The 24,643-nt window shown below is 60.2% G+C and carries 20 protein-coding genes and 1 pseudogene; 10 read left to right on the top strand and 11 right to left on the bottom strand.

Going from position 1 to position 24,643, the window contains the following annotated elements; translation table 11 throughout:
* The first annotated feature begins 214 nt into the window (after positions 1-214).
* On the top strand, positions 215-565 hold the full coding sequence (locus ACYUCQ_RS15525) for a hypothetical protein (RefSeq protein ID WP_460255465.1): 351 nt from the start codon (positions 215-217) through the stop codon (positions 563-565).
* Between the two features lie 341 nt (positions 566-906).
* Positions 907-2,730, top strand: a complete 1,824-nt coding sequence (locus ACYUCQ_RS15520; protein ID WP_460255464.1) for an NAD(P)/FAD-dependent oxidoreductase — start codon at positions 907-909, stop codon at positions 2,728-2,730.
* A 48-nt stretch (positions 2,731-2,778) separates the two neighbouring features.
* On the opposite strand, the gene ACYUCQ_RS15515 is transcribed toward ACYUCQ_RS15520, so the two are convergent.
* Together ACYUCQ_RS15515 and ACYUCQ_RS15510 are read right to left on the bottom strand one after the other, a co-directional pair.
* Positions 2,779-4,416, bottom strand: coding sequence for a sensor histidine kinase (locus ACYUCQ_RS15515; protein ID WP_460255463.1), 1,638 nt, complete (start codon positions 4,414-4,416; stop codon positions 2,779-2,781).
* Positions 4,413-5,114, bottom strand: a complete 702-nt coding sequence (locus tag ACYUCQ_RS15510; protein ID WP_460255462.1) for a response regulator transcription factor — start codon at positions 5,112-5,114, stop codon at positions 4,413-4,415. Before ACYUCQ_RS15510 ends, ACYUCQ_RS15515 begins: the two co-directional genes overlap by 4 nt.
* Positions 5,115-5,186: 72 nt before the next feature.
* Between ACYUCQ_RS15510 and ACYUCQ_RS15505 the strand changes: the two genes are divergently transcribed.
* The gene (locus tag ACYUCQ_RS15505; protein ID WP_460255461.1) at positions 5,187-5,903 is read left to right on the top strand and encodes a HugZ family pyridoxamine 5'-phosphate oxidase; all 717 of its coding nucleotides are present in this window, start codon (positions 5,187-5,189) and stop codon (positions 5,901-5,903) included.
* A 117-nt stretch (positions 5,904-6,020) separates the two neighbouring features.
* Positions 6,021-7,697, top strand: coding sequence for a phosphoenolpyruvate carboxykinase (locus tag ACYUCQ_RS15500; protein WP_460255460.1), 1,677 nt, complete (start codon positions 6,021-6,023; stop codon positions 7,695-7,697).
* Positions 7,698-7,804: 107 nt separating this feature from the next.
* Here ACYUCQ_RS15500 and ACYUCQ_RS15495 read toward each other — a convergent pair whose 3' ends face one another.
* From ACYUCQ_RS15495 to metE, 5 genes are all read right to left on the bottom strand, one after another.
* Positions 7,805-8,743, bottom strand: a complete 939-nt coding sequence (locus ACYUCQ_RS15495) for a dimethyl sulfoxide reductase anchor subunit family protein (protein ID WP_460255459.1) — start codon at positions 8,741-8,743, stop codon at positions 7,805-7,807.
* On the bottom strand, positions 8,740-9,483 hold the full coding sequence (locus ACYUCQ_RS15490) for a 4Fe-4S dicluster domain-containing protein (RefSeq protein ID WP_460255458.1): 744 nt from the start codon (positions 9,481-9,483) through the stop codon (positions 8,740-8,742). The genes ACYUCQ_RS15495 and ACYUCQ_RS15490 overlap by 4 nt, the downstream gene beginning before the upstream one ends.
* Complete coding sequence (locus tag ACYUCQ_RS15485; protein WP_460255457.1) at positions 9,480-12,323, bottom strand: molybdopterin oxidoreductase family protein; 2,844 nt, start codon at positions 12,321-12,323, stop codon at positions 9,480-9,482. The genes ACYUCQ_RS15490 and ACYUCQ_RS15485 overlap by 4 nt, the downstream gene beginning before the upstream one ends.
* 110 nt (positions 12,324-12,433) lie before the next feature.
* Positions 12,434-12,697, bottom strand: coding sequence for a YMGG-like glycine zipper-containing protein (locus ACYUCQ_RS15480; RefSeq protein WP_460255456.1), 264 nt, complete (start codon positions 12,695-12,697; stop codon positions 12,434-12,436).
* A 114-nt stretch (positions 12,698-12,811) separates the two neighbouring features.
* Positions 12,812-15,118, bottom strand: a complete 2,307-nt coding sequence (gene metE, locus ACYUCQ_RS15475) for a 5-methyltetrahydropteroyltriglutamate--homocysteine S-methyltransferase (protein ID WP_460255467.1) — start codon at positions 15,116-15,118, stop codon at positions 12,812-12,814.
* 279 nt (positions 15,119-15,397) lie between these two features.
* Between metE and ACYUCQ_RS15470 the strand changes: the two genes are divergently transcribed.
* A complete protein-coding gene (locus ACYUCQ_RS15470) occupies positions 15,398-16,405 on the top strand; it encodes an ArsR/SmtB family transcription factor (protein WP_460255455.1) in 1,008 nt (335 codons plus the stop codon).
* Positions 16,398-17,237, top strand: a complete 840-nt coding sequence (gene metF / locus ACYUCQ_RS15465) for a methylenetetrahydrofolate reductase [NAD(P)H] (RefSeq protein WP_460255454.1) — start codon at positions 16,398-16,400, stop codon at positions 17,235-17,237. The genes ACYUCQ_RS15470 and metF overlap by 8 nt, the downstream gene beginning before the upstream one ends.
* Positions 17,238-17,314: 77 nt before the next feature.
* Here the strand turns inward: metF and clpA are convergent, their stop codons facing one another.
* The 3 genes from clpA to ACYUCQ_RS15450 form a co-directional block, all read right to left on the bottom strand.
* Positions 17,315-19,639, bottom strand: coding sequence for an ATP-dependent Clp protease ATP-binding subunit ClpA (gene clpA / locus ACYUCQ_RS15460; protein ID WP_460255453.1), 2,325 nt, complete (start codon positions 19,637-19,639; stop codon positions 17,315-17,317).
* A 251-nt stretch (positions 19,640-19,890) separates the two neighbouring features.
* Positions 19,891-20,217, bottom strand: a complete 327-nt coding sequence (clpS, locus tag ACYUCQ_RS15455; RefSeq protein WP_460255452.1) for an ATP-dependent Clp protease adapter ClpS — start codon at positions 20,215-20,217, stop codon at positions 19,891-19,893.
* 77 nt (positions 20,218-20,294) lie between these two features.
* Positions 20,295-21,284 (bottom strand): lipid A deacylase LpxR family protein, encoded by a 990-nt coding sequence (locus tag ACYUCQ_RS15450; protein WP_460255451.1) that lies wholly within the window; start codon positions 21,282-21,284, stop codon positions 20,295-20,297.
* Positions 21,285-21,556: 272 nt separating this feature from the next.
* On the opposite strand from ACYUCQ_RS15450, the gene ACYUCQ_RS15445 reads away from it, so the two are divergent.
* Together ACYUCQ_RS15445 and ACYUCQ_RS15440 are read left to right on the top strand one after the other, a co-directional pair.
* A complete protein-coding gene (locus tag ACYUCQ_RS15445) occupies positions 21,557-22,108 on the top strand; it encodes a DUF2147 domain-containing protein (protein WP_460255450.1) in 552 nt (183 codons plus the stop codon).
* Positions 22,109-22,540: 432 nt separating this feature from the next.
* Positions 22,541-22,783 carry a hypothetical protein gene (locus tag ACYUCQ_RS15440; protein WP_460255449.1) on the top strand — a complete coding sequence of 81 codons (243 nt, stop codon included), beginning with the start codon at positions 22,541-22,543 and terminating at the stop codon, positions 22,781-22,783.
* Between the two features lie 241 nt (positions 22,784-23,024).
* On the opposite strand, the gene ACYUCQ_RS15435 is transcribed toward ACYUCQ_RS15440, so the two are convergent.
* Entirely contained in the window at positions 23,025-23,231 is a 207-nt protein-coding gene (locus ACYUCQ_RS15435; protein WP_460255448.1) for a helix-turn-helix domain-containing protein, read from the bottom strand.
* Between the two features lie 503 nt (positions 23,232-23,734).
* Between ACYUCQ_RS15435 and ACYUCQ_RS15430 the strand changes: the two are divergent.
* Together ACYUCQ_RS15430 and ACYUCQ_RS15425 are read left to right on the top strand one after the other, a co-directional pair.
* Positions 23,735-24,209, top strand: a pseudogene (locus ACYUCQ_RS15430) (IS630 family transposase).
* Positions 24,210-24,460: 251 nt separating this feature from the next.
* The gene (locus ACYUCQ_RS15425) at positions 24,461-24,616 is read left to right on the top strand and encodes a transposase domain-containing protein (protein ID WP_460255466.1); all 156 of its coding nucleotides are present in this window, start codon (positions 24,461-24,463) and stop codon (positions 24,614-24,616) included.
* Positions 24,617-24,643: the final 27 nt, after the last annotated feature.

The following is a 24,643-nucleotide window of genomic DNA, read 5'->3' as shown; positions in this document are numbered from 1 at the left end:
TTGCAACGTCAGCTCTTGACCTCACCGGGCCGTCCACACATGGGCCGTCTGGCACCGTATTTCCGCTCTTTCGCTCCGTTTCCGTTCTCTCTCCTGCAATCCCCGCCCCATCCGCAAACGGAAACCCGGGGCGAAAGCTCAAACCGCGCCGGAGCCAGCGTCACAGCCCCGCACGGCCAAAAGGCGCGAAATTCCGGGGCAAAAGGGCTGGCTGTTGCAAACCTTCCCCGGCCACCACATCCCCTATGTTCGCGGTCATCTCATCCGCTTCCTCGAAGACCCTGGCTTGTCGCTCCTCTACGCCGAAAATCCCCGCATCGGTCGCGTGCTGCGCCCAATCTGCCACATGCTCGCGATCCCGCTCCCCGCTTACCTCAAATTACCGCGCAAACCGCGCAAACCGGAGCAAAAACCGGCGCGCAAACCAGCGCGGCGGAGCAAAAAACCAGAGCCGTCATTTTACGACTATATGCTGGCAAAATACCCTCCCGCTCCGCCACGCCCCACACTCCCCGGCCATATCTATGCGCCCACCTCCAGCCCAAAAATCAACTTCGAGCGCTAAGCGTAGAATCATGCCCAGATTGTTACGGAATCAAAACGAAAAGGAGCGAAAAGGAGCAAAAATCTGGGTTCGGGTATGTTGGCGATGAGCGCCGCAAGGCGCGTATCGGTTCATCAATAGCTTGACATGATTTCGCTCCGATCTATCATTGACCGTTGAGGCGCGAATGATAACACGCCATGCCCGGTTCGCCTCAAGGCTTGTTACGGCCCGCACGCGGCTCGCCGATTTGATGGCCCGCACGATTGAGGGATCGCTTGATCGTTGCGGCGAACCACCCCGCTTATCGCCAAAAACGCTGCCTAACGTGGCGTCAAAAAACCAAGGGATGAACGCAAACCATGAACGACATGATCATTGACAAACCAAGCCCGATCACCGCCGCCCAACGCACCGCCCAAGCCTGGCTCGATCAGTTTAATCAAGCCTTGAACGCGGGCGATGCGCAAGCAGCCGCGAACCTGTTTGCGCCGGTCAGCTTTTGGCGCGATTTGATCGCCTTTACCTGGAACATCAAAACCGTCGAGAACCCGAGCGGCGTGCATGACATGCTGGCGGCAACGCTGGACAATGTCCGCCCGGTCACCTTCGCCCTCGCCGAACCGCCAACCGAGTCCGGCGGCGTGATCGAGGCTTGGCTGACCTTTGAGACCAAAATCGGTCGTGGCGAGGGGCTGCTGCGCCTGCAAGACGGCAAAGCCTGGACGCTGCTGACCGCCCTTGCCGAACTCAAAGGCCATGAAGAACCCAAAAACCTGCGCCGGCCGATGGGGGCCGAACATGGCGTGCGCCGGGGCCGGCAGAGCTGGCAGGAGCAGCGCGCGGCGGAAGCGAGCACGCTGGGTTATGAAACCCAGCCTTATGTCCTCGTCGTCGGGGGCGGGCAGGGCGGCATCGCCCTTGGTGCGCGGCTGCGGCAACTCGGCGTGCCCACCATCGTGGCCGACAAGCATGACCGCCCCGGCGATCAATGGCGCAAGCGCTACAAATCGCTCTGCCTGCATGACCCGGTTTGGTATGACCACCTGCCTTATATCGATTTTCCCGCCAACTGGCCGGTCTTTTCCCCCAAAGACAAAATTGCCGACTGGCTGGAAATGTACACCAAAGTCATGGATATTAATTACTGGACCCGCACAACCGTCAACAGCGCGACGTTCGATGACGCCAGCAACACCTGGCGCGTCATGGTGGACCGCGATGGCGAGAGCATCGAACTCCGCCCAACCCAGCTTGTGCTCGCAACCGGCATGTCCGGCAAGGCGAATATTCCGTCGTTCAAAGGCATGGATCGCTTCCGGGGCGAGCAGCATCACAGCTCCCAACATCCCGGCCCCGATGCCTATACCGGCAAGAAAGTCGTCGTCATCGGGTCGAATAATTCCGCGCATGATATTTGCGCCGCCCTTTGGGAACATGGCGCTGACGTCACCATGGTCCAACGCTCCACCACTCATATCGTCCGCTCAGAGTCGCTGATGGAAATCGGCCTTGGCGATTTATATTCCGAACGAGCGGTCGCGACTGGCGTCACCACCCGCAAAGCGGACATGATTTTCGCCTCGCTGCCCTACCGGATTCTGCATGAGTTCCAAATCCCGGTTTATAACGCCATTCGCGAAAAAGACGCGGCATTCTACGCCGCCCTCGAAAAAGCCGGCTTCATGCTCGATTTCGGCGCCGACGAGTCTGGCCTGTTCATGAAATATCTGCGCCGTGGATCGGGTTATTATATCGATGTCGGCGCCTGTGATCTGGTGATCGATGGCAGCATCAAGCTCAAAAGCGGCGTCGCGATTGATGAAATCACCGAAACCGGCGTGAAAATGGCCGATGGTGAAGAGCTTCCGGCGGATCTCATCGTGTATGCTACTGGCTATGGCTCGATGAATGGCTGGGCCGCCGATCTGATCAGCCAAGAGGTCGCCGATAAAGTGGGCAAAGTCTGGGGCCTTGGGTCGAACACCCCGAAAGACCCTGGCCCCTGGGAGGGCGAGCAGCGCAATATGTGGAAACCGACCCAGCAGCAAAATCTCTGGTTCCATGGCGGTAATCTTCACCAGTCGCGCCATTACTCGCTCTATCTGGCGCTCCAGCTCAAAGCTCGGCAGGTCGGCATACCAACGCCGGTTTACGGCCTGCAGACGGTGCATCATCTCACCTAACATGAGCCTTAACGCACGGCTTGGCGGTGGCGGCGCAAAATCCCGCCGTCAGGCCGTGAATTTTTGCAGCCTGATCACAAACCGCGCCCCGATAATCCGCCCATCGCTCGCCCGCCGGTTCTCGGCGGTAATCCGGCCTTGATGCGCTTCGATAATTTGGCGGCTGATCGACAAGCCAAGCCCCGAATGGCTGCCGAACCCTTCGCTCTGCGGTCGTTCGGAGTAAAACCGGTCAAAAATCCGGTCCAATTTCGCATCCGGTATCCCCGGCCCCTCATCCTCGATGGCAATTTCAATCACATTGCCGGTCGCCCGCCCGCGCAGCCAAATATGCGCGCCGCCCGGCGGGCTGAAGGAAATCGCATTGCCCAGCAAATTGCGCAAAACCTGCACCAGCCGCCCCTCCGCGCCGCGCACCACCAGCCCCACGCGCGGCGCATCCAGCTCCAAAATCGGGGCCTCGGCATCGCGCGTCGCCTGATGAATTTCCACCAAGGCCGCCAGCACCGGCGCGAGATCAACCGGCTCCATCGCCACCCGCGACATTTCCGAATCCAACCGCGAAGAATCGCTGATATCCGAAATCAGCCGGTCCAATCGCCGCACATCCTGCGCAATAATCTCCAGCAGCCGCGCGGCACGGGCCGGATCATTCATCCGCCCAATCGTCTCAATCGCCGAGCGGATCGAGGAGAGCGGATTTTTAATCTCATGCGCCACATCGGCGGCGAACCGCTCAATCGCATCCATCCGCGCCCACAGCGCCTGCGCCGAATTTTCGAGCGCCCTGGCCAGCGCGCCAATTTCATCCTGCCGTGCGGCAATGCTCGGCGGCACCGGCTCCGCCATCGCCACCCGCCCCTCGCGCAACCGCGTGGCCGATTGCGCGAGCCGCAGCAATGGTGTGGCAATCGTGCGCGCCAAATACAGGCTGAGCAAAATCGTCAGCGCAATCGCCACGCCAAACAACCCCAAAATCGACACCCGGATCGAAAACACCGCCCGGTCCACCCCGCCGGCTTCGCGGGTCAGCAGCACCACCCCCATCTCATGCCCAGCCCGCACAATCGGCTCGGCCACCGTCACCAGCAACCGCCCATCCGGGGCGCGGCGAATGAAGGGTGGCGATTCATGATGCGGCGTGGCTTTGGTGGTCAGCCGCAACGTCTCGCGCACGCCGGGCTGCCACCCGGATTTCAGCGCCTCATCGCTCCCCGAGGGCAATTCACGCCCGCGTGGCAGAAAACTGGAAAACTGGTCATAGACCGTGCTCACCAGCCGGGCGAACCAGCCACGCGGCGCGGCCTGCGGCAATTTCTCGGTGATAATCGCCCCGCCAGGCCCCTCGCGCACTCGCGAATTGGCCACCACCTGCCCATCAGGCCCATAAATCAGCGCGAGCGCATTCGGTGTGGGCGCAATCAGCCGATAGAGCAAAGGCCGCGCCAAATCCGGGTTGAGCACCTGCTGATTGGCCGCATTGGTCTCCAGCGCCGATTCCGCGAGCGCGCCAGCATAAATCCGCGCCTGCTCGCGCAACGCCGTCACCTCAGCGGTCAGCAATCCCCGCTGATATTGATCGAGATACAGCAGCGACACCACAATCAATGCGATGGGCAACACATTGACCAATAGAATCCGCAGCAGCAGCGGCGAAAGGCGGCGCCGCAAATGCACGATGCTCACGCCTCCTTATAGCGATAGCCAATGCCGTAGAGCGTCTCGATCTGATCGAACTCCTCATCGCAGGCGCGAAATTTTTTGCGCAGGCGCTTGACGTGACTATCAATGGTCCGGTCATCCACATAAACGCTCTCACCATAGGCCGCATCGATCAATTGATCGCGCGACTTCACCATGCCGGGCCGCGCCGCCAGGGCCTTGACCAGCAAAAATTCGGTCACCGTGAGCTGAATATCCAACCCTTTCCACAAACATTGATGCTTGGTCTCATCCAGCGTCAAATGCCCACGGGTAATCACCCCGCTCGGCGCCGCACCCGACCCTTCGGCACGCGAGGTTTCATTGCGCCGCAACAGAGTGCGAATCCGCTCCAGCAACAAACGCTGGCTGAACGGCTTGGTGATGTAATCATCTGCCCCCAGCCGCAGCCCCATCAGCTCATCAAGTTCGTCATCCTTGCTGGTCAAAAAAATCACCGGCATCGCCGAGCGGGTGCGCAGCCGCTGCAACACTTCCATGCCATCCATGCGGGGCATTTTAATGTCCAGCACCGCCAGATCGGCGGGCTTGGCGAGCAGACCCTGCAGGGCCGATTCGCCATCTGTATAGGTGCGCACAATGAACCCTTCTTGTTCCAGGGTCATTTGCACACTCTCAAGGATATTGCGGTCGTCATCGACCAGGGCGATGGTATGTTTCATGGAGCTCGCTTTGCCGGAATGGGTCTTGCAGGAATCTGGCTAAGACGTGACTTGAATGGAAGGACAACGCAAGTGGTACCCGGATCCGAACCCATCGATCGCGCCGCCCGCCGCCTGTTGCGCGGCTGCCGGGTCGCCAGTTTGGCCGTCATCGCCGATCATCGACCCCTGCAAGCCTTGGTCACCCCCGCCATCGCGGCGGATGGGGCGCCGTTGCTTCTGCTCTCCACCCTCGCGGCCCACACCAACGCCTTGGCCCAGCACAGCGCCTGCGCCCTGCTGCTGGTCGGCCCGGCCTCGGATGCCAATCCACAAACCAGCCCGCGCCTGTCCCTGACCGGCCACGCCCGGCGCAGCGACGACCCGACGGACCGCGCCCGCTACCTCGCGATCCACCCTTACGCCCGGCTCTATGCCGATTTCGCCGATTTCGGCTTATTCCGGATCGAGATCACCGAAGCCCGCTTCGTCGGCGGCTTCGCCCGCGCCGCCACGCTCGATCCCGCCCACCTCCGGCCAGACCCCGCCTGGCTCGCGGACCTGCGCGATCAGCCGCCCACGCTTGATCTGGGCCTGCTTGATCCCGGCCTCCTTGATCAAATTGCCGCCCGGCATGGTCACGCCCAACCCGGCTGGAACCTCGCGGCCATCGATCCGGACGGCTTGGATCTCGTCAAGGATGAGACAGTGCTGCGCGTTGAGTTTGACCGAAAATTATCCAATCCAGCCGAATTGCGGCAAGAAATAGTCCGTCTGGCGCAAGGCGGCGATGCTGCAGCGCATGGTTGACAGTTGCCCAGCGCATTGCCAGATCGGATCGGGTTGGGCGGCGTCTCGATTGAGACGTTCGCCGATCAAATCGAACCGGGCTGCGGCTGATTTTGAGACCGCGAGAGGAAACCGACCATGAACACCACCGCACCCCATGGCGCGACCGCGCCGCATGCAACGACCACCCCGCCCAGCGCCGCGCACGGCTTTGGTCCGCTCGCTGGCACGGGCCTGCATTGCGGCCCCGCGCATCAGCCGGTCGGCCAAAACCAAGTCCACGCCAATCTGACCCGTGCTGCGCTGGTGGCGCATGCGCTGCGGCGCGGTGAGGGGCGCTTATCGGCGGATGGTGCGCTGATGGTGGAAACCGGCGTGCATACGGGCCGGTCAGTCGCCGATAAATTCGTGGCCGATGAACCAGCCACCACCCAGGACATCTGGTGGGGCAAGGTCAATCAGCGCCTGCCCGCCGAAAAATTCGCCGTGCTGCGCGGGCGAGTGCAAGCCTATTTGCAAAACCGCGAACTCTTCACCCAAGATTTATTCGCAGGCGCAGACCCCAAGCAGCGCATCCGGGTGCGTCTGGTCACCACCAACGCTTGGCAAGCTTTGTTCGCCCGCAACATGTTCATCCGCCCGACCACCCAGGAACTGGCGAATTTCGAGCCAGATTACGTGATTTTGCACGCCCCCGAATTCGAAGCCGACCCCGCGATTGATGGGGTGCGCTCCAGCACCGCCATCGCGCTCTCCTTCGCCGAGCGGCAAATCATCATTGCTGGTTCGCAATATGCGGGCGAGATCAAGAAATCGATTTTCACCGTGATGAACTGGATTTTGCCAGCGAGCGGCACGCTGCCCATGCATTGCAGCGCGAATATCGGCAAGGCGGATGATGTCGCGCTGTTCTTTGGCCTGTCTGGCACCGGCAAAACCACCCTCTCCTCTGATCCCCAACGCCGCCTGATCGGCGATGACGAGCATGGCTGGAGTGTTGATGGTGTGTTCAATTTCGAAGGTGGTTGCTACGCCAAGGTGATCGATCTCTCCGCCGAGGCCGAGCCGGAAATTTATGCGGCCAGCCATCGTTTCGGCACCGTGTTGGAAAATGTCGTGGCCGATCCCCGTGGCGTGGTCGATCTCGCGGATCGCACCCTGACCGAAAACACCCGCGCCTGCTACCCGATTGATTTCGTCCCCAATGTCGAGCTCAGCGGCCGGGGCGGGCAGCCGAAACATGTGGTGATGCTCACTGCCGATGCGTTCGGTGTGTTGCCGCCCATCGCCAAACTCACGCCCGAGCAGGCGATGTATCATTTCATGTCCGGCTACACCGCCAAGGTCGCCGGCACCGAAAAGGGCCTGGGCCGCGAGCCGCAAGCCACGTTTTCCACCTGCTTTGGCGCACCGTTCTTGCCGCGCCATCCGAAAATCTATGGCGAATTGCTGGCAAAATTGATCGCCGAGCATCAAGCCTCGTGCTGGCTGGTCAATACTGGCTGGACCGGCGGCGCCTATGGCACCGGCCAGCGCATTTCGATCAAACATACCCGCGCTTTGCTCAATGCCGCACTCTCCGGCGCGCTTGATCGCGGTGAATTCCGCCGCGATCCGGTCTTTGGGCTGATGGTGCCGGTCGCAGTTGAGGGTGTGCCCTCCGCGATCCTCGATCCGCGCCAATCCTGGCCCGATCCTGCCGCCTATGACCGCATGGCTGGTGATCTGGTCGCGCGATTTGAAGCTAATTTCGCGAGCTTTGCCGATTTGGTCGATGATCGGGTGCGCGAGGCGGCCATCCGCTCCGCCGCCTAACAATCAGATCAATATTGGTTGAGGTCTGATCGACAGATTCAAGCTTAACCAATGAAATTGATCGGCAAACAAAGGCTAGAGCGTAATTGCTGATCATCAATTACGCTCTAGCCGGGGCGCCCATAATACATCGCCGCCACATGGGTCGCCTCGGCAAAGAAGAGCCACCGTTCAGCAAATAACCCAATCGCAGCCAGGATCACGGCGAGAAGGGTGGCAAAGTTGGGCGCAATCCCGGCGAGCGCCAACAGCAGCAGCAAGGCAGGGCCGGCAAAGCCGATCAGCAGCACCAACCGCCGCAGCTTGGCCGCGTGCTTGCGGGCAATCTGATAGCCCATTTCACGCAGAATATAATTCTCGGTAAAATGCGGCTGATCGAGCGTGGTCACCGGACCAAAGGCCGCAAGGCCAGTCGCCGAGGCGAGCGTGGTTAGAGGCGTTTGTTGATCGATGAAGCGCCAATAAGCATTCTTTGCGAGTGCCGCAATGATCGTCATCACCAGCGCGAGTGATACCACTAAGCTCAGCGCAGCACCGGTCAACGCCAAGGCGGCAGCAAACAGCAACCCGCCAGAAAATAGCGCAAAGATCATATAATCGGGTGCGGTATGCTGATTATGCCATTGGCGGATCGGCTTGAGGCTCGCATAAATCATCGCCGTGCAATAAACCGTACCCAGTCCAGCAACAGCGGCCAACAACCCCATCAGCCGGGTGCTCGCCGCGCTCGGCCCCACCCCCCACCATAAGGCCGCAAAAGCCAGCGCCGGGAGATAAGTCAATATTGCCGCGACCCCCTCGCGTGACAGCCAGGATGAGCGCCATTGGCTGAAGGCCCGCCAAGCCCGTTCCGGTCGGCCAAGATGCAGCGTGGAGGCGATCAATCCGGCACTCGCCAAGCCCAACGCGACGGCGATACCAACGGGAACCAGCCAGGCGCGATGCGGCAACAGGCCAAGTGCGGCAAAAATCCCAAGCCACGCGAGTAACCCATACCCAAAGCCGGTCAAGGTGGTTAGCAGCAAAACGGAGTTGGCCGGTTTCATCGCGACAAGACCCGATCGAGCAAGGATAACAATGCAGCCCCAACCCCAGCCCCCGGCTGCATTGGCGCCTCCGCAGGGGGCAGCGCAATCTGCGCCTTGCGCGGCGGCAAATAACGATTGGTCGGCTGATACCCCAATTCAGGCATCAGCGCGACTCCACCACGCGCCGCAACCAATTTCGAAACCGCGCTGTCAGGATCGCCCAAATCGCCAAAATGCCGTGCGCGTGACGGGCAGGTTGCCACGCAGGCCGGCTCACGCTCGGCTTCTGGTAACGCGGTGTTATATATCCGATCGATGCAGAGTGTGCATTTCTTCATCACCCCCGCATCCTCATCAAACTCGCGCGCGCCATACGGGCAGGCCCAGGAGCACAATTTGCAGCCGATGCAAATATCAGTGTTGATCAGCACAATCCCATCTTCAGCGCGCTTATAGGATGCACCGGTGGGGCAGACCGTTACGCATTGCGGCTGTTCACAATGCAGGCAGGAGCGCGGGAAATTGACGGTGCGCCCGCCGCACCCGGAGGCTTGCGCTTCATAGGAATGGATCCGGTTGAACCACACCCCGTCCGGCTCGGCGCCATAGGGCTGGTGATCGGGCAACGGCGCATGATGGCCGCCCGTGTTCCATTCTTTGCAATTGACCGCGCAGGCATGACACCCGACACAGGTGTCCAAATCAATCACCAGCCCCAGTTTGGTCGCGCCGGGCAGGGGTTGTGGCAGACTGGTCATGTCGCGTGCTCCGGCGCGGCGTGGCGCAAAATGATCGGATGGTTGAGGGCAAAAGGCGCGCTGAGATCAGGCATGCTCGGCTCGGTAACTGGATTGGTGTCGGCTGCGCATTTTTCCAAGCGCACCGTCAAGTCAAACCACGCCGCCTGACCGGTCACCGGATCGGAATTGCTGGCGCGATGGCCGGCCTCGCTGGCCGGCAGATATTCCGAGATCAAATGATTGAGCAAAAACCCACGCTTGGCCTCTGGTGCGTCTTTCACTAACGCCCAAGCCCCGGCGCGTTTGCCAATCGCATTCCAGGTCCAAACCGTGTTAGGGTTCAGCCCGTCCATCAATCGCACCTGACATTTTAACGTGCCATTGCGCGACGTGACTTGCACCCAATCCTCATCAACCAGCCCGTGCTCGGCGGCGAGGCTGCGATGCAGATAAAGCCGATTTTCTGAAAGAATTTGGCGCAGCCAAGCATTTTGCGATCCCCAGGAATGATACATCGCCATTGGCCGCTGCGTGATTGCATGCAGCGGAAACATGTGCGGATCACTCAGCGCCTCTTCAACCGGCGGATACCAGATTGGCAACGGGTCCATGAAGCGCATAATCGAGGCGCGGAGCCGTGCCGGCGGCACCCGGGGGCCATGATTTTCGCCGGCGAGACGAAATTTTTGCAGAATTTCACAATAGAGATTGAGCGTGATCGGCGCATCAGACTCAATGAAGCCCATCGCCTTCGCGCCCTGCAAATAGGCTTGGTTATGGTGCTTATAGTAAAGCTGCTCGGCGGGCAGATGATACTGCCAGAAGCCGTGATTCTCGATATATCGATTGATCTGCTCAGGATTGGGCGCGCCGCGCCCCGGCACATCGCCCGCTTCGCCGCGAAAGCCCGCGAGTGGACCAAGGCCGGGCTTGCGTTGATGGCGCACCATATAATCGGCATAGCTCGTATAGATTTTATTGCCCTGGTCATCAACAAAGTTTGGGAGTGCAAGCCGACCGGCGAGGTCGATCAACACATCTTGAAATGGCCTGACATCACGATCCGGCACCAGCACCGGCGCGCGGATCGCATCGGCGGGGCCATGCGCCGAGCCGATGGGCCGATCCAGCAACGAAATACAATCATGCCGCTCCAAATAGGTGGTGTCGGGCAGCACCAAATCGGCATACGGAACGGTCTCCGAGAAGAACGCGTCGGCATAAATCACAAAGGGGATGCGATATTGACCCTTCTCATCGCAATCGGTGAGCATGCGCGTGGTCTCGCCGGGATTCATCGCCGAGTTCCACGCCATATTGGCCATAAACAAAAATAACGTATCGATTTTTTCAGGCCCAGCCGCATGCGCTTCGGCAATCGCCATATGCATCAGGCCGTGAATCCCAAGCGGGGCGTCCCACGAGAATGCCCGATCCAAACGCAAAGCTTCGCCGTCATCATCGACGAGCAAATCGGCAGGGCCGGTGGGAAAACCAAGCGGGGCCGTGGTCAGGCTGCCATTTGCGTGCCGCTTCGCACCGCCCGGCGGCGGGCCTGCGGGAATCGGCTTCGGATAGGGCGATTTATAGCGCCAGGAGCCGGGCGTATCGACCGCACCGAGCAGCATTTGCAGCACATGGATTGCCCGGCAGGTATGAAACCCGTTGGAATGGGCGGAGATGCCGCGCATCGCATGCATCGCCACCGGGCGTCCGGTCATGGTTTCATGGCGGCGCCCAGCGCTATCAATCCAGGGCTGATCGATCGATATGGCTTGGTTGAAGGCTATTTCAGCGATTTCTGCGGCGATCCGGCGGATCGTAGCGGCGTCAATACCACAGCGTTCCGCCACCGTCTCTGGTGCATAGGCCGCATCGGTATAGCGGGCGGCGAGCAGGGCGAAGGCGGGCTGCGCCATGCGGCCATCCGCCAAGGCAAACCGGCCCAATAAAGCCGGGTCGATCGCGAGACTGTTGGCCGGTGCAAGATGATTGCCGGTTCGGTCGTAAGCGAGGGGCGCGCCATTTTCATCGCGGGCGATCAAGCCATGATCGGCCATGCCGGGCGCATCGATCACCAGATGATGGGCGTTGGTGTAGCGCACTAGAAACTCGGTATCGATTTTTCCTGATTGCAGCAGGCAATGAATTAAGGAGAGCACAAACAACCCGTCAGTGCCGGGGGTGATGCCAACAAATTCATCGGCAATCGCCGAATAGCCGGTGCGCACCGGATTGATGGTGATGATTTTGGCGCCGCGTTCTTTGAGCTTGGCCAATCCCAATTTCATCGGGTTGGAATCATGATCTTCGGCAACGCCAAACAGGAGAAATAATTTCGCATGGTCCCAGTCAGGCTCGCCAAACTCCCAGAACGCGCCGCCCATCGAATACAGCCCTGCCGCCGCCATGTTCACGGAGCAGAAACCACCATGGGCGGCAAAATTCATCGTGCCGAACATTTGCGCAAAATAGCCGGTCAGCGATTGCGACTGATCGCGCCCGGTGAACAAAGCGAGCTTGTTCGGGTCGGTCGCGCGGATATGGGCCAGCCGAGAGGTGGCGATATCCATGGCCTCGTCCCATTCGATCTCGACGAACTCACCCGCCCCGCGCGGTCCCACGCGCTTGAGCGGCTTGCGCAGCCGCGCGGGCGACAAGGCGGTCATGATCCCGGCAGAGCCTTTGGCGCACAGCACACCACGATTGATCGGGTGATCGCGATTGCCTTCGATATAGCGTAGCTTGCCGTCGTTCAGATGAACTTTGATGCCGCAACGGCACGCGCACATATAGCAGGTGGTGTAGGCCACCTGATCGCCAATCGGCTTGTCATAATGGATTGAGTCTTCGGGCATGATTGCTCCTCTATGCCGATATATGCGGCATAGAGGGCGCGCTGGGGGAGGGGCGTGCGCCGATTAATTCAATCGTCGCAGCCGATCAATCAAAGCGGGTAGCGGCAGGTTTAGCGCAGCGGGCGACCGAGATTGATGGTGTTCGGATTGGTCACCGCACCAGCGACCGCACCGATTGCACCGCCGATCAACGCGCCGCCGGCCGGGCCGGTGCCGGTGACCGCGCCGATCACCGCGCCGGTGCCAGCACCAATGGCGCCGCCGGACAAAGCGCGCTGGCCCGGCGTATAGCCGCAGCCGGACAGGCCGAGCGTGATGCCGATCAAACCGGCGACGAGAAGCGATTGACGCAGGATGCGGGTGGTGCGGGGCATGACGGATCTCCACAATGATTTGAGCGATGAGGCCAAGATGGGCGGGCAGTGCTGATCGCCGCCCGCCACGCTCCCATCAAGTGAACGATCAATATGATCAAAATAGGGCAGCGATCACGGCGTATGCCCGGTGGCGCGCAACAGAGCCGCCGCTTGCACCATATGATCGAGGGCCGCACGCACTTCCGGCCAATGCCGCGTCTTCAGCCCGCAATCGGGGTTGACCCAAATTTGCTCGGCGGGCAGCCGATGGGTCGCAGCCTTGAGCAAGCTGGTCATGGCATCGACCGTGGGGATTGCGGGCGAGTGAATATCATACACACCCGGCCCCATCGCGGCGGGATAATGGTAGGTGGCGAACGCGTCCAATAATTCCATGCGCGAGCGGGCGGTTTCAATCGAGATGACATCGGCATCCATCGCGCCAATCGCCTCGATAATGTCGTTGAACTCCGAATAGCACATATGGGTATGGATTTGCGTGGCGTCGGCCACGCCGGACGCACTGATCCGAAACGCCTCGACGGCCCAGGCCAAATAGGATGACCAGTCGCGCCGGCGCAGCGGCAACCCTTCGCGCAACGCCGCCTCGTCGATTTGGATGATCGCCGCACCGGCGGCTTCCAAGTCGGTAACCTCATCGCGGATGGCGAAGGCAATTTGCCGGCAGGTCTGCGCGCGGGGCTGATCATCGCGCACGAAGGACCAGTTCAGGATCGTCACTGGCCCGGTCAACATGCCTTTCATCGGGCGGTGGGTGAGCGATTGGGCATAGCGCCACCAATCGATGGTCATCGCGTGCGGGCGCGCCACATCGCCATAAATGATCGGCGGGCGCACGCAGCGCGAGCCATAAGATTGCACCCAGCCATGGGTGGTGAAGGCGAAGCCATCGAGCTGTTCGCCAAAATACTGCACCATGTCATTGCGCTCGAATTCGCCATGCACCAGCACATCAAGGCCAATCGAATCCTGCCACTGCACCGCGCGCGTGATTTCGTCCTGCAACTGAGATTGGTATTGCGCTTGATCGATACGGCCTTTGGCAAAATCGGCGCGGGCCTGGCGGATTTCGGTGGTTTGCGGAAATGAGCCGATGGTGGTGGTGGGGAAGGGGGGCAGGCGCAGCTTTGCCGCTTGCACCGCGTGGCGCAGCTGGTAAGGACTGGCACGGCGGCTCAGCGCTGGATCGGTCTGGCCAGCGCGTTCCTTGACGGCTGGCTGATGAATGCGCGGGGAATGGCGCCGTGCCCTTTGTGCAGCACTGGCCGCGCGCAGCGCCGGCTCGACGCGCGCGCGACCCTGGGTGAGCGCTTGGGCCAGCACCGATAATTCGCCGATTTTTTGGGTGGCGAAGGCCAGCCAGTCGCGAATTTCAGGATTAAGCTTGGTCTCGTGGGTCAAATCGATCGGCACATGCAACAGCGAGCAGGAGGGGGCGAGAACCAGATGCGATCGGCGCTGCGCCACCCGCTCCAGCCAATCAAGAATCGCCGCCAAATCCGCCCGCCAGATATTGCGCCCATCGATCACGCCGAGCGACAGCACCCAATCGGCCGGCGCTGCCGCTAACACCGGTTCGAGTTGCTCGGGCGCGCGCACCAGATCGATATGCAGCCCCTGCACCGGGAGTGCGAGCGCGGTGGTCAGATTATCATCGAGCGCGCCGAAATAGGTGGTGAGCATCAATTTCAGGTGCGGCACGGCGGCGTGCAAGGACGCGTAGGCGCTGCGATAGGCGGCCCTGCCTGGCTCGGTCAGGTCCAGCGTTAGGCAAGGTTCATCGATTTGCACCCAGTCCGCACCGGCATCGGCCAGGGCGCTGAGCATTTCGGCGTATACCGCAACCAGGCCGGGGAGCAGGGTGAGCGGATCAAAATCCCGCTGTTCGCTCTTGCCGAGTAATAGATAGCTCACTGGCCCCAGCAGGACCGGGCGGGTATGCAGGCCGAGCTGCCGCGCTTCACGATATTCATCGAGCGGCTTGGTGCTGCTGAGGCGAAATGATTGCGCGGGGTGAAAGCGCGGCACCAGATAATGATAATTCGTGTCAAACCATTTGGTCATTTCAGCGGCGGGCTGGTGATCCTGCCCGGTGGTTGGGGCATGCGCGTGGGCGCACGCGGTTTCGTTCCGCGATGAGCCGCGTGCGGCGGTGAAATAAGCGTCGAGATCAGGCGCGCCGGGCAGCGCACCCACCATGGCAGAGATGTCGAGCACATGATCATAGAGCGAGAAATCATTTGACGGGATGATCGTCGCCCCGCACGCTTGTTGTTGCTGCCAAGCGTTGGCCCGCAGCGCGGCGGCGGTGGTGAGCAGCGCCGCCGCGTCGCTGGTGCCGGTCCAATAATGTTCCAGGGCCGTCTTCAGGGCGCGCTTGGCGCCAATGCGGGGAAAACCAAGCGTAGCGACGGCAATTTCAACCATTAATTTTGTCCTCCTGACGCGGTCGAGGCCCCGTGGGCATCGAGCCGACCCGATGCGGTAGCCTCGCGACATGCGTCTTTGAGATTAGTTCTATGTCAGAGTCAACTCAAAAAATGCGGATATACAGATATTGTTATCTTATATTTGGATAAAATTGCCGCTATCAGGGCACTCAAAGCCAGAGAATCCAGCGAATATCGATGTTTTGGTCCGATAAACTAGGAACTCTCTGTATCTTGACATATATAAAGATATTTTTATAATGATATTATGAAAATCAGCCTCGATATTTTCGCCGCCCTCGCTGACCCCACCCGCTTGCGGATGATTTGGCTGCTTCGCGCCATGGAGCTCTCGATTGGCGAATTGGCGCAAGTGCTCGGACAAAGCCAGCCACGGGTCTCGCGCCATGTGAAAATTCTGGCGGATGCCGGGTTGATCGAGCGGCGCAAGGAGGGGAGCTGGGTGTTCCTCAGCCTGGGTGATCCCAGCGTGATCACGCCCTTGCTTGCGGCGCTCGACGCGTGGAGCCATGGCGCCGCCGAGGATTATTGGGTGCGCGCCGATCATGCGCGGCTGGCGGCGGTTCGTGCGGATCGAGCCCGGGCCGCCGAAGATTATTTCAACGCCCACGCCGCCGAATGGGACGCGATGCGCGCCCTGCACATCGCCGAGGCGATTGTCGAGGGGGCGATCCGTGCCGCACTCGGACCCGCGCCGATTGGGTGTTTGGTCGATATTGGCACCGGCACCGGCCGGATGATCGAATTATTCGGCGGGCTGGCGCAGCGCGTGATCGGGATTGATCGCAGCCCGGAAATGCTGCGTCACGCTCGCGCCAAGTTGGCGAGGCCAGACCTGGCCGCAGCGCTCGCCCATGTCGAGCTGCGCCAGGGCGATATGTTCGCGCTGCCGCTGCTGAGCGCCTGCGCGGATGTCGTGATTATTCACCAAGTGTTGCACTACGCCCAGCAGCCCCAAGCCGCGATTGCGGAGGCGGCGCGGATTTTGGCGCCGGGCGGTCGGCTCTTGGTCATTGATTTTGCGCCGCATGATCATGAAGCGCTGCGCACCCGCCACGCCCATGCCCGGCTTGGCTTCAGCGATGCTCATATGAGCGCCTGGTTCACCGCCGCCGGGCTGACGCCCGCACCGCCAACGCCACTCGCCGGCGGCTCACTCACGATCAATTTATGGCTGGCGCACGCGTCGGCGGACCCGCTCCCCGCCCTGTCGGCACCGTCGGATGGGGGCGCGGAGGTGCAAGACGATGCGTGATATCGCCTTATCATTCGAGTTTTTTCCCCCCCGAACCGAGGCCGCACGCGCCGCCCTGTGGAGCACGGTCGCCGAATTGGCGCCGCTGGCGCCGCGCCTGGTTACCGTTACCTATGGCGCGGGCGGCACCACGCGCGATCATACCGAAAGCACCGCTACGGCGATTGCCGCGCAAACCGGCATTCCCGCCGCTGCCCATTTGACCTGTGTCGATACCGATCGCGCCACCACCCTCGCCATCGCCCGGCGCTTTTGGCAGGCGGGGCTGCGCCATATCGTGGCGCTCCGCGGTGACAAGCCGCGCAGCGGTGCGAATTTTGCCCAGCACCCAAACGGGTTCACCAATGCCCGCGACTTGGTCGCGGCGCTGAAAATGGTCGCGCCGTTTGAAATCTCGGTCGCGGCCTATCCGGATGGGCACCCGGATTCAATCGGCACGGATGCCGATTTGGATTATCTCAAAGCAAAAATCGATGCGGGGGCGGACCAAATTCTCACCAATTTCTTTTTCGACGCGGACGCGTTCCTGCGCCTGCGTGACCGCGCCGCCCAGGCCGGCATCAAAGCCCCCATGATCCCCGGCATCATGCCGATTGTGAATGTCGCGCAATTGCGCAATTTCGCCCAGCGCTGCGGCCTGACCATTCCGCCCGGCTTTGACCAACAGCTTGACGGGCTCGATGAGGTTCCCGAGCAACGCGATCAGTTCGCGATTGATTTCGCCCTAACATTGTGCCGACGGCTCCGCGCTGAGGGCGTGAAGCATTTTCACATCTATACCCTCAACCGCGCCGCGCTGCCGCGCGCCATTGGCGCGGCGCTGGGAGCGTGATTGCTGAGCAACAATCACGCCCCGGCGATGATGCGCCGATCAATATTGATCGAGCGAGGGGTTCGGTTAACGTAACCTCACTGGGCTTCTTGCGGCGTCTGTTCTTCTTCGCCGCTTTCAGGACGCGGCAAAGCGGGCTTGGTGGCTTCGGCGAAATCGAACGCCAATTCACCATCGCGCATCGTGACCTTGACCGAGCCGCCCGCGACCAGCTTGCCAAATAATAGCTCCTCGGCAAGCTTTTTCTTGATCAATTCCTGGATCACGCGGGCCAGCGGCCGTGCGCCATAAAGCGGGTCGTAGCCCCGTTCGGCCAGGAACTCTTTCGCCGCCGAGGAGAGCTCGATGGTGACATTGCGATCCGCGAGCTGCGCTTCGAGCTGCATCACGAATTTCTCGACCACTTGCGCCACCACTTCCGGCGTTAGTCCTGCGAACGGGATGATCGCATCCAGCCGGTTGCGGAATTCCGGGGTGAACATCCGCTTGATCGCCTCGTCATCCTCGCCAAGCCGCGACACGCGACCAAAGCCAATCGCCGCCTTCGCCATGTCCGCCGCCCCGGCATTGGTGGTCATGATCAGGATGACATTGCGGAAATCAACATTTTTGCCGTTGTGATCGGTTAGTTTGCCGTGATCCATCACTTGCAGCAAAATATTGAACAAATCCGGATGCGCCTTCTCGATTTCATCGAGCAGCAGCACGCAATGCGGATGCTGATCAATCGCATCGGTCAGCAACCCGCCCTGATCGAAACCAACATAGCCCGGCGGCGCGCCGATCAATCGGCTGATCGAATGGCGCTCCATATATTCGGACATGTCAAACCGGGTTAGTTCAATCCCCAGCGTGCTCGCCAATTGCCGCGCGACTTCGGTTTTGCCCACACCGGTCGGGCCGGAGAACAAATAACAGCCAATCGGCTTTTCCGCGTCGCGCAGCCCGGCGCGGGCCAGTTTGATCGCCGCCGATAGCGCCTCAATCGCACCGTCCTGGCCGAACACCATCGATTTCAGATCGCGCTCCAGCGTGCGCAGCGTTTCTTTGTCGTCCGCAGAGACCGATTTGGGCGGGATGCGCGCGATTTTCGCGACGATTTCTTCAACATCGCGCAACGTCACGGTCTTGCGCCGCTTACCCTCGGGCAGCAACATGCGCGAGGCGCCAACCTCATCAATCACGTCAATCGCCTTATCCGGCAATTTCCGATCATGGATATATTTGGCCGATAGCTCAACTGAAGCGCGGATCGCCTCGTCAGTGTAGCGCACCTTGTGGTGTTTTTCGTAGGCGGATTTCAGCCCGCGCAGAATTTTCACCGCATCATCGATCGAAGGCTCGTTCACGTCGATTTTCTGGAAGCGCCGCACCAGCGCACGATCTTTCTCGAAATAGGTGCGGAACTCCTTATAGGTGGTCGAGCCGATGCAGCGCAGCGCCCCGGACGCCAAAGCCGGCTTGAGCAGATTGGAAGCATCCATCGCCCCGCCCGAGGTCGCGCCAGCGCCAATCACGGTGTGGATTTCATCAATGAACAGCACCGCACCGGGCAATGCTTCCAGCTCGGTCACCACCGCTTTCAGCCGTTCCTCGAAATCACCGCGATAGCGGGTGCCTGCGAGCAGCGCACCCATATCCAGCGCATAAATCGTGGCTTTGGCCAGCACTTCCGGCACTTCGCCATCAACGATGCGCTTGGCCAGCCCCTCGGCAATCGCGGTTTTGCCGACACCCGGATCACCCACAAAGAGCGGATTATTTTTGCTCCGGCGGCAGAGAATTTGGATCGTACGCTCGATCTCAGACTCGCGGCCAATCAGCGGATCAATTTTGCCGGACTGCGCCTTTTTGTTCAAATTCACGCAATAATTCGCAAGCGCATCCGCCCCGCGCTTGGGTTTGGCCTCCGGCTCGCCGCCCTCGCTCTCCGATTGGCCTTGCGGTGTGCGTGGCACCGAGCGACCCGGCGATTTGGCAATGCCATGGCTGATGAAGTTCACCGCATCCAGCCGGGTCATGTCCTGTGCTTGCAAAAAAAACACCGCATGGCTTTCGCGCTCGGAGAACAGCGCCACCAGCACATTCGCCCCCGTCACCTCATCGCGCCCGGAGGATTGCACATGGATCGCGGCGCGCTGCACCACACGCTGGAATCCGGCGGTGGGTTTCGGATCGCCCGCCCGGTCAATCGCGAGGCCGGCCAAATCCTTGTCCAGAAATTCGGTGGTCTCGCGGCGCAGCCGTTCAATATCGACCCCGCAGGCGCGCAGCACCGTGGTGGCGTCTGCATCATCGATCAGGCCGAGCAGCAAATGCTCCAGCGTGGCATATTCGTGCCGACGCTCGGCGGCGAAAGCCAGCGAGCGGTGCAGGGTTTGTTCTAGATTCCGAGACAGCATGGCATTGATCCTTATTCGGGCTTCCGGCGAGCGGCCCACGCCGCTCCGGTCAAGCCCGCTGCGGCAAAAGGGCCGCTCAAGCGTCGTGCAGGATAGATGATATCGGGCAAAAGTTTCGCAATGATGAGCGAAGCTGGGAAAAAAGCGGGGCACCGATGCAAAAAACCTGTCATGGCCGCATCCTTGTGCCGATTCGCGCGCTTGTCCAGACAAAAATGCTCAAGACACCGCCCAGCCCCCGGGGCTGCGCATTATTCTTTCTCAATCGTGCATTGCAGCGGATGCTGGCTTTGCCGGGCAAGGTCCATCACCTGCGTCACCTTGGTTTCGGCAACTTCATAGGTGAACACACCGCAAACGCCCACGCCCCGGCGATGCACATTCAGCATGATCCGCGTCGCTTCCTCGCGTGTTTTGCTGAAAAACCGCTCCAGCACATGCACGACGAATTCCATCGGCGTGTAATCATCATTCAGCATCAAAACCTTATAGAGCGCGGGCTTGCGCGTTTTTGCCCGCTCACGGGTTGCCACCCCCGTGCCAATTCCCGTTCCGGTTCGCCGATCATTATCGCTCATCGCACCCTCAACCTCCGGGTCCAACATATCCAATTCAAGCCATGGTGGGGAAGCGGAAAATAGAGTGACGTCACGCTCTAGAATCGCCCGGAAATCGCGAACGACCCATATTCATGGATCGCCCCCACCTCGCCATAATAGCGCCGCGTTTGGAAAACCTGTGTATAGCTGAAACGCAGCCCGCGCCAAAGCACCGCCGCCCCCACATCGATTTGCCCAACCGCACGATACGGGCGCACGCTGCGGCTGGTCTGGAAATCAGCCCCTTGCAAAAATTCATCATGCCCGACCAGCTTGCCCGCCACCCCGGCAAACACATACCACGCCAAAGGCCGCGTCGCCCGATAGGCGGTCGAGCCGGAGGGGCCAGGGCGCAGCAACGGCGCGCCGTAATCCGAGCCAAGCCCTTGGCCGATGCGCAGCGTCAAAGCCGGTTGGGCATAAATTTCCGTGGTGCCAACCATCGCCGCCAATTGCGGCAGCGCATCCACCGACAAGGCGCCGAGCTGGCCCACCGGCACCCGCCAAGTGCGCGATGCCAGCAGGTCAAATGCCGGCTCACTCGGCAACTGATAGGCCCAGCCATGCGTGCCATGCTGGCCGATGATGGTGTGAAACCCGTTTTGCACAATTTCAGCACCCGCATCGCGCCCAATCACCCCGGCACTCACCGCCAGCACGGAGCGCGTATTGCCGCTGTCTTGGATCAACCCGAGCGTCGCGGCCAAATAGCCGGCATAAGGCTCATCACCGAGCGGCGGATTGGTCACTGTGGTATCGGTCGGGGTAAAAATTTTCTGGGTAATGCCCAGGCTGATGCGCTGGCTGCCATCGCCCCAAACCGCATGGCCCAGCCCGGCAAGCGCGCCCGGCACATCGCCGCGCGGCGAGGTCCAGTTCAGCCGGAACCCGTTGACATAATCCCGATCGGTCGGGTTCTGCGAGCTGATCGAGGCGTTTTCATCCTGCAAGCTCCAAATGCCCCCGCTAAGGCTTTGGGCGTGGGCCAAGCTCGTGCTGGCAAGGCAGGCCAAAATCACAGCCGAGCCAATCCATGAAAGACGCATGTGAACAACCTCATCCTGCTGGCGGGGGTGAACACAACCGCCCGATCCGGTGAATCTCTCCCGACTATATGTTACGTCCGCTGTATCGAACAAGTTACAGCCATGGCTAATCGTGCTCGTCTGGCTTGCCGGGGGCCGGGCGAGTTTGTATCGAAGCGTGCGGAATGGCCAGTCAGTCCGCCAATTTGCGTATGCGAGCTGTCCGTGCGCGTGGGCGTGGGCGTGGGCGTGCGCTAATCGTCACACGCTGCGCGCCAACATAACGGTCCAACATGACTGCCATGATCAATCAACGAATTTTCGCTCGGGCGCTGATCATGATCGGCGTCACCCTCGCCGGTTTCGCGCCCGCTCATGGTGCGAATGCCCGCGCGCATGCGTTGGGGCCGGTGGGAAACTGGCTCACCGCGCAGGGCGGCGCTGTTGTGCAAATCACCACCTGCCGCGCGCAGCCGGGATCGCCCCAAGCCGGTCAGGCGTTGCCCACCGACGCGTTGTGCGGTCGGCTCGTGGGCATCAAGCTTAATCGGGGCACGCGCATGCCGCGCGATTATATGGGTGACAGCCAGTGCGATTTTCCGCTGCTACAACCCGCCGTGCCATCGCGCACGCCCGGCGTTTGGCGCGGGCATATCATCGATCCGCGCAGCGGCCATGTCTATCAAGCGACGCTGCGATTAACGCCACACGGGCGGCTGGCGCTGCATGGCTATTTGCTCCTGCCGGTGCTCGGCGAAACCCAATATTGGACGCGCTATACCGCGCCCATCCCCCGCTCCTGCCGCATCGCCCCCGTGCCGTATGGAGCGAAGGCCCATCAGTAAAGGATCATCCGTGAAAATTGGAGCGGTAGCGGGAACCGCGAGTCATAAGTAATTCTATGATATTCCAACATTTAATTTTAATATAATCAAGAAATACCCCCAATCATACCCCCAAACACTCGGCCTAAGGAACACCCTGCCTAAGGGTAGCTAGGAGGGTCAAATCGCGAATTTGCGATACCCCGCATGTACGACTGAGGTTCTGAGTTGTCGCCCCGCCTGATCCGCTCATAAACCTCCCGCGCCAGCTGGTCTACCTGTCTATGGCCGCTTTGAGGTCGATTTCGGTCAACTGCTGCGATAGTCGCTTGCCGGACAACACCACCGACAGCTACTCCAGGATCGTCGCGAGCTTTGCCAATACATCATCTACGATCGCGGGCGGTAGAGTTTCGAGCTTGCAGCCTCTCCGGACTCCGATGGCGAGGGCGTGTGGCTGATCACAGCGCACAACACCCGTCGTCTGAGCAGACGTTGCGGGCGCTGATTGATTGGAATCTTGCGCTGCTGAGCGAGACGGAGCGGATTGCGTTCCGGCGGCTGGGGGTATTTGCGGGCAGTTTTGACCTTTCTGCCGCGGAGGCAGTGCTGGCGGGGCGAGACATTAAGGCGCGGGAAGTGCTGGGTTCGGCGGCTTGCCAATGCGGATCGAGCGCGGCAGGACGACGGAAATAACTGAAGTCGGCGCCGAGCCGTAATAGCCAACATCAGCAGGCCGGTTAGTGTATTGCCAGTGACAACCGAGTCTCAAACTCCCTTAACAGTTTACAAAACCTCGAATATCTATAACCCTACGGACGCTGGTTGCCCAGACCGCGAACGAGATGACCGATCACGGATAGCGAAGGCATTGCGGAGCCGGGTCATCAGCAGTAGTCACAATCATCATGAACTGCAACGACCGCATACGTCAATTTCAAAGTGTCGACTTTGGCTGATGGCGCGGCAGGCCATCAATGAGCGCGGCGATTGAGCGGCCAGGAATCAGAGCGCGGCTACCCAATTTCAAGCACTCCAAGTCTCCCCGTCCGATGAGTTTCCATATCATCGTATTGCCTATAGATAACAAAACGCGAGCCTCCCTTATCGTGTAGAGTTTCGCGTTATTAATTTCAGTGCTCATGTCATCACTCCAGCAGAATTGGCGGTGACTCACTATTAGTCACATATTGGCGAAAAAAACAAAGCGACGCGACAACACCGCCAAGGGAGGGTCGTATCCAGTAATTCTTACCGGAAGGCATTGTTTTCGGTGAGCGTTTCGAGTGCGGTGAAGTGGTCGCAACGGTTGCGGCAGACGGGGAGTGCGGCGGCGAAGCCGCAAGGCCGCCGGCGACCTCGCTCACTGGTGCTGCACCAAGCTTGGATTCTTGGGCGACTTGAGGAGGAGAAAGATTTGACGATGCGGGCCCTGGCGCTTGAGTTAAGAGCCCGCGGCGTCGTCACCAGCGAAGTTTCGGTCTGGCGTCTGGTCCGTGACGCCCGGCTCAGCTTTAAAAAACGCTGTTCGCCAGCGAACAGGATCGCCCGGACGTGGCCCGCAAACGCCGACTGTGGAAAAAATATCAAGCCCGACTGGCACCTGAGCGGCTAGTTTTTCTGGATGAGACTTGGACCAAGACCAATATGACCCGCACACGCGGTTGGTCGCCGCAGGTCACGCCCCTCCACGCGAAAGTTCCGCATGGTCACTGGAAAACGCTGACCTTCCTGGCCGCCCTGCGCTCTGACCGCATCGACGCCCCATTCGTCCTTGACGGGCCAATCAACGGCAAAAGCTTTGCGGACTACATCAAGCAAATGCTGGTGCCGACGCTGTCATCAGGGGACATCGTCATCATGGACAATCTCGGCAGCCATAAAAACCCAGCCGTGCGAAAAAGTCATTCGTGACGCTGGTGCCAAGCTCCTGTTCCTGCCGCCCTATAGTCCAGACCTGAACCCCATCGAGCAGGTCTTCGCAAAGCTCAAAACCCTGCTCCGCAAGGCCGCCGAGCGCACCGTCGAGGCAACCTGGAAACGCATCGGAACCTTGCTCAACGAGTTCAAACCACAGGAATGCGCAAACTACTTCAGAAATTCTGGATATGCGTCCAATTAAGTGAAAGAAACTCTATGAATAAGAGTGAACATCAATTAGGCGGACATCCCCTCCGCCAGACATCACCTTTAATATACTGATTTTAATCACAAAAAACTCGTTTCGATTTTTGTGGGAGATAAAAAGGGTTACTATCCCGATGCGGATTAGTGCGAATTGATATGGATGGTTCACGGGTCCCCAATCGTAACGCAGCCCGTTGTCGATAGTGTCGATAGTGTCGATTGCGCCGATAGGTAAGGGTCTCGCGCATCAACGCGGCGCGTCTGAATGTTCTCGACCCCTATGCATATCTGGTCGATGTGCTTGAGCGCATTGTCTCCGGCACGACCAAGGCGAATGCTTTGCACGAATTGTTGCCCTGGATCTGTAAAATATCGAAGACCGAAACCGCGCTGGCCGCATGAGCCAGCGACAATCGCGCCGGGCGTCCC

The sequence above is a fragment of the Acidiphilium sp. MT5 genome (genome assembly GCF_054767495.1).
The sequence above is the reverse complement of the archived record's forward strand: the minus strand, read 5'-3'. Positions and strand labels throughout refer to the sequence as shown.

Coding starts and splice junctions, on each gene's coding strand:
- ACYUCQ_RS15520 (WP_460255464.1), top strand. CDS start 907: ATGAACGACATGATCATTGACAAACCAAGCCCGATCACCGCCGCCCAA.
- ACYUCQ_RS15510 (WP_460255462.1), bottom strand. CDS start 5,114: ATGAAACATACCATCGCCCTGGTCGATGACGACCGCAATATCCTTGAG.
- ACYUCQ_RS15500 (WP_460255460.1), top strand. CDS start 6,021: ATGAACACCACCGCACCCCATGGCGCGACCGCGCCGCATGCAACGACC.
- ACYUCQ_RS15495 (WP_460255459.1), bottom strand. CDS start 8,743: ATGAAACCGGCCAACTCCGTTTTGCTGCTAACCACCTTGACCGGCTTT.
- ACYUCQ_RS15490 (WP_460255458.1), bottom strand. CDS start 9,483: ATGACCAGTCTGCCACAACCCCTGCCCGGCGCGACCAAACTGGGGCTG.
- ACYUCQ_RS15485 (WP_460255457.1), bottom strand. CDS start 12,323: ATGCCCGAAGACTCAATCCATTATGACAAGCCGATTGGCGATCAGGTG.
- ACYUCQ_RS15480 (WP_460255456.1), bottom strand. CDS start 12,697: ATGCCCCGCACCACCCGCATCCTGCGTCAATCGCTTCTCGTCGCCGGT.
- ACYUCQ_RS15470 (WP_460255455.1), top strand. CDS start 15,398: ATGAAAATCAGCCTCGATATTTTCGCCGCCCTCGCTGACCCCACCCGC.
- metF (WP_460255454.1), top strand. CDS start 16,398: ATGCGTGATATCGCCTTATCATTCGAGTTTTTTCCCCCCCGAACCGAG.
- clpA (WP_460255453.1), bottom strand. CDS start 19,639: ATGCTGTCTCGGAATCTAGAACAAACCCTGCACCGCTCGCTGGCTTTC.
- clpS (WP_460255452.1), bottom strand. CDS start 20,217: ATGAGCGATAATGATCGGCGAACCGGAACGGGAATTGGCACGGGGGTG.
- ACYUCQ_RS15450 (WP_460255451.1), bottom strand. CDS start 21,284: ATGCGTCTTTCATGGATTGGCTCGGCTGTGATTTTGGCCTGCCTTGCC.
- ACYUCQ_RS15445 (WP_460255450.1), top strand. CDS start 21,557: ATGACTGCCATGATCAATCAACGAATTTTCGCTCGGGCGCTGATCATG.
- ACYUCQ_RS15435 (WP_460255448.1), bottom strand. CDS start 23,231: ATGAGCACTGAAATTAATAACGCGAAACTCTACACGATAAGGGAGGCT.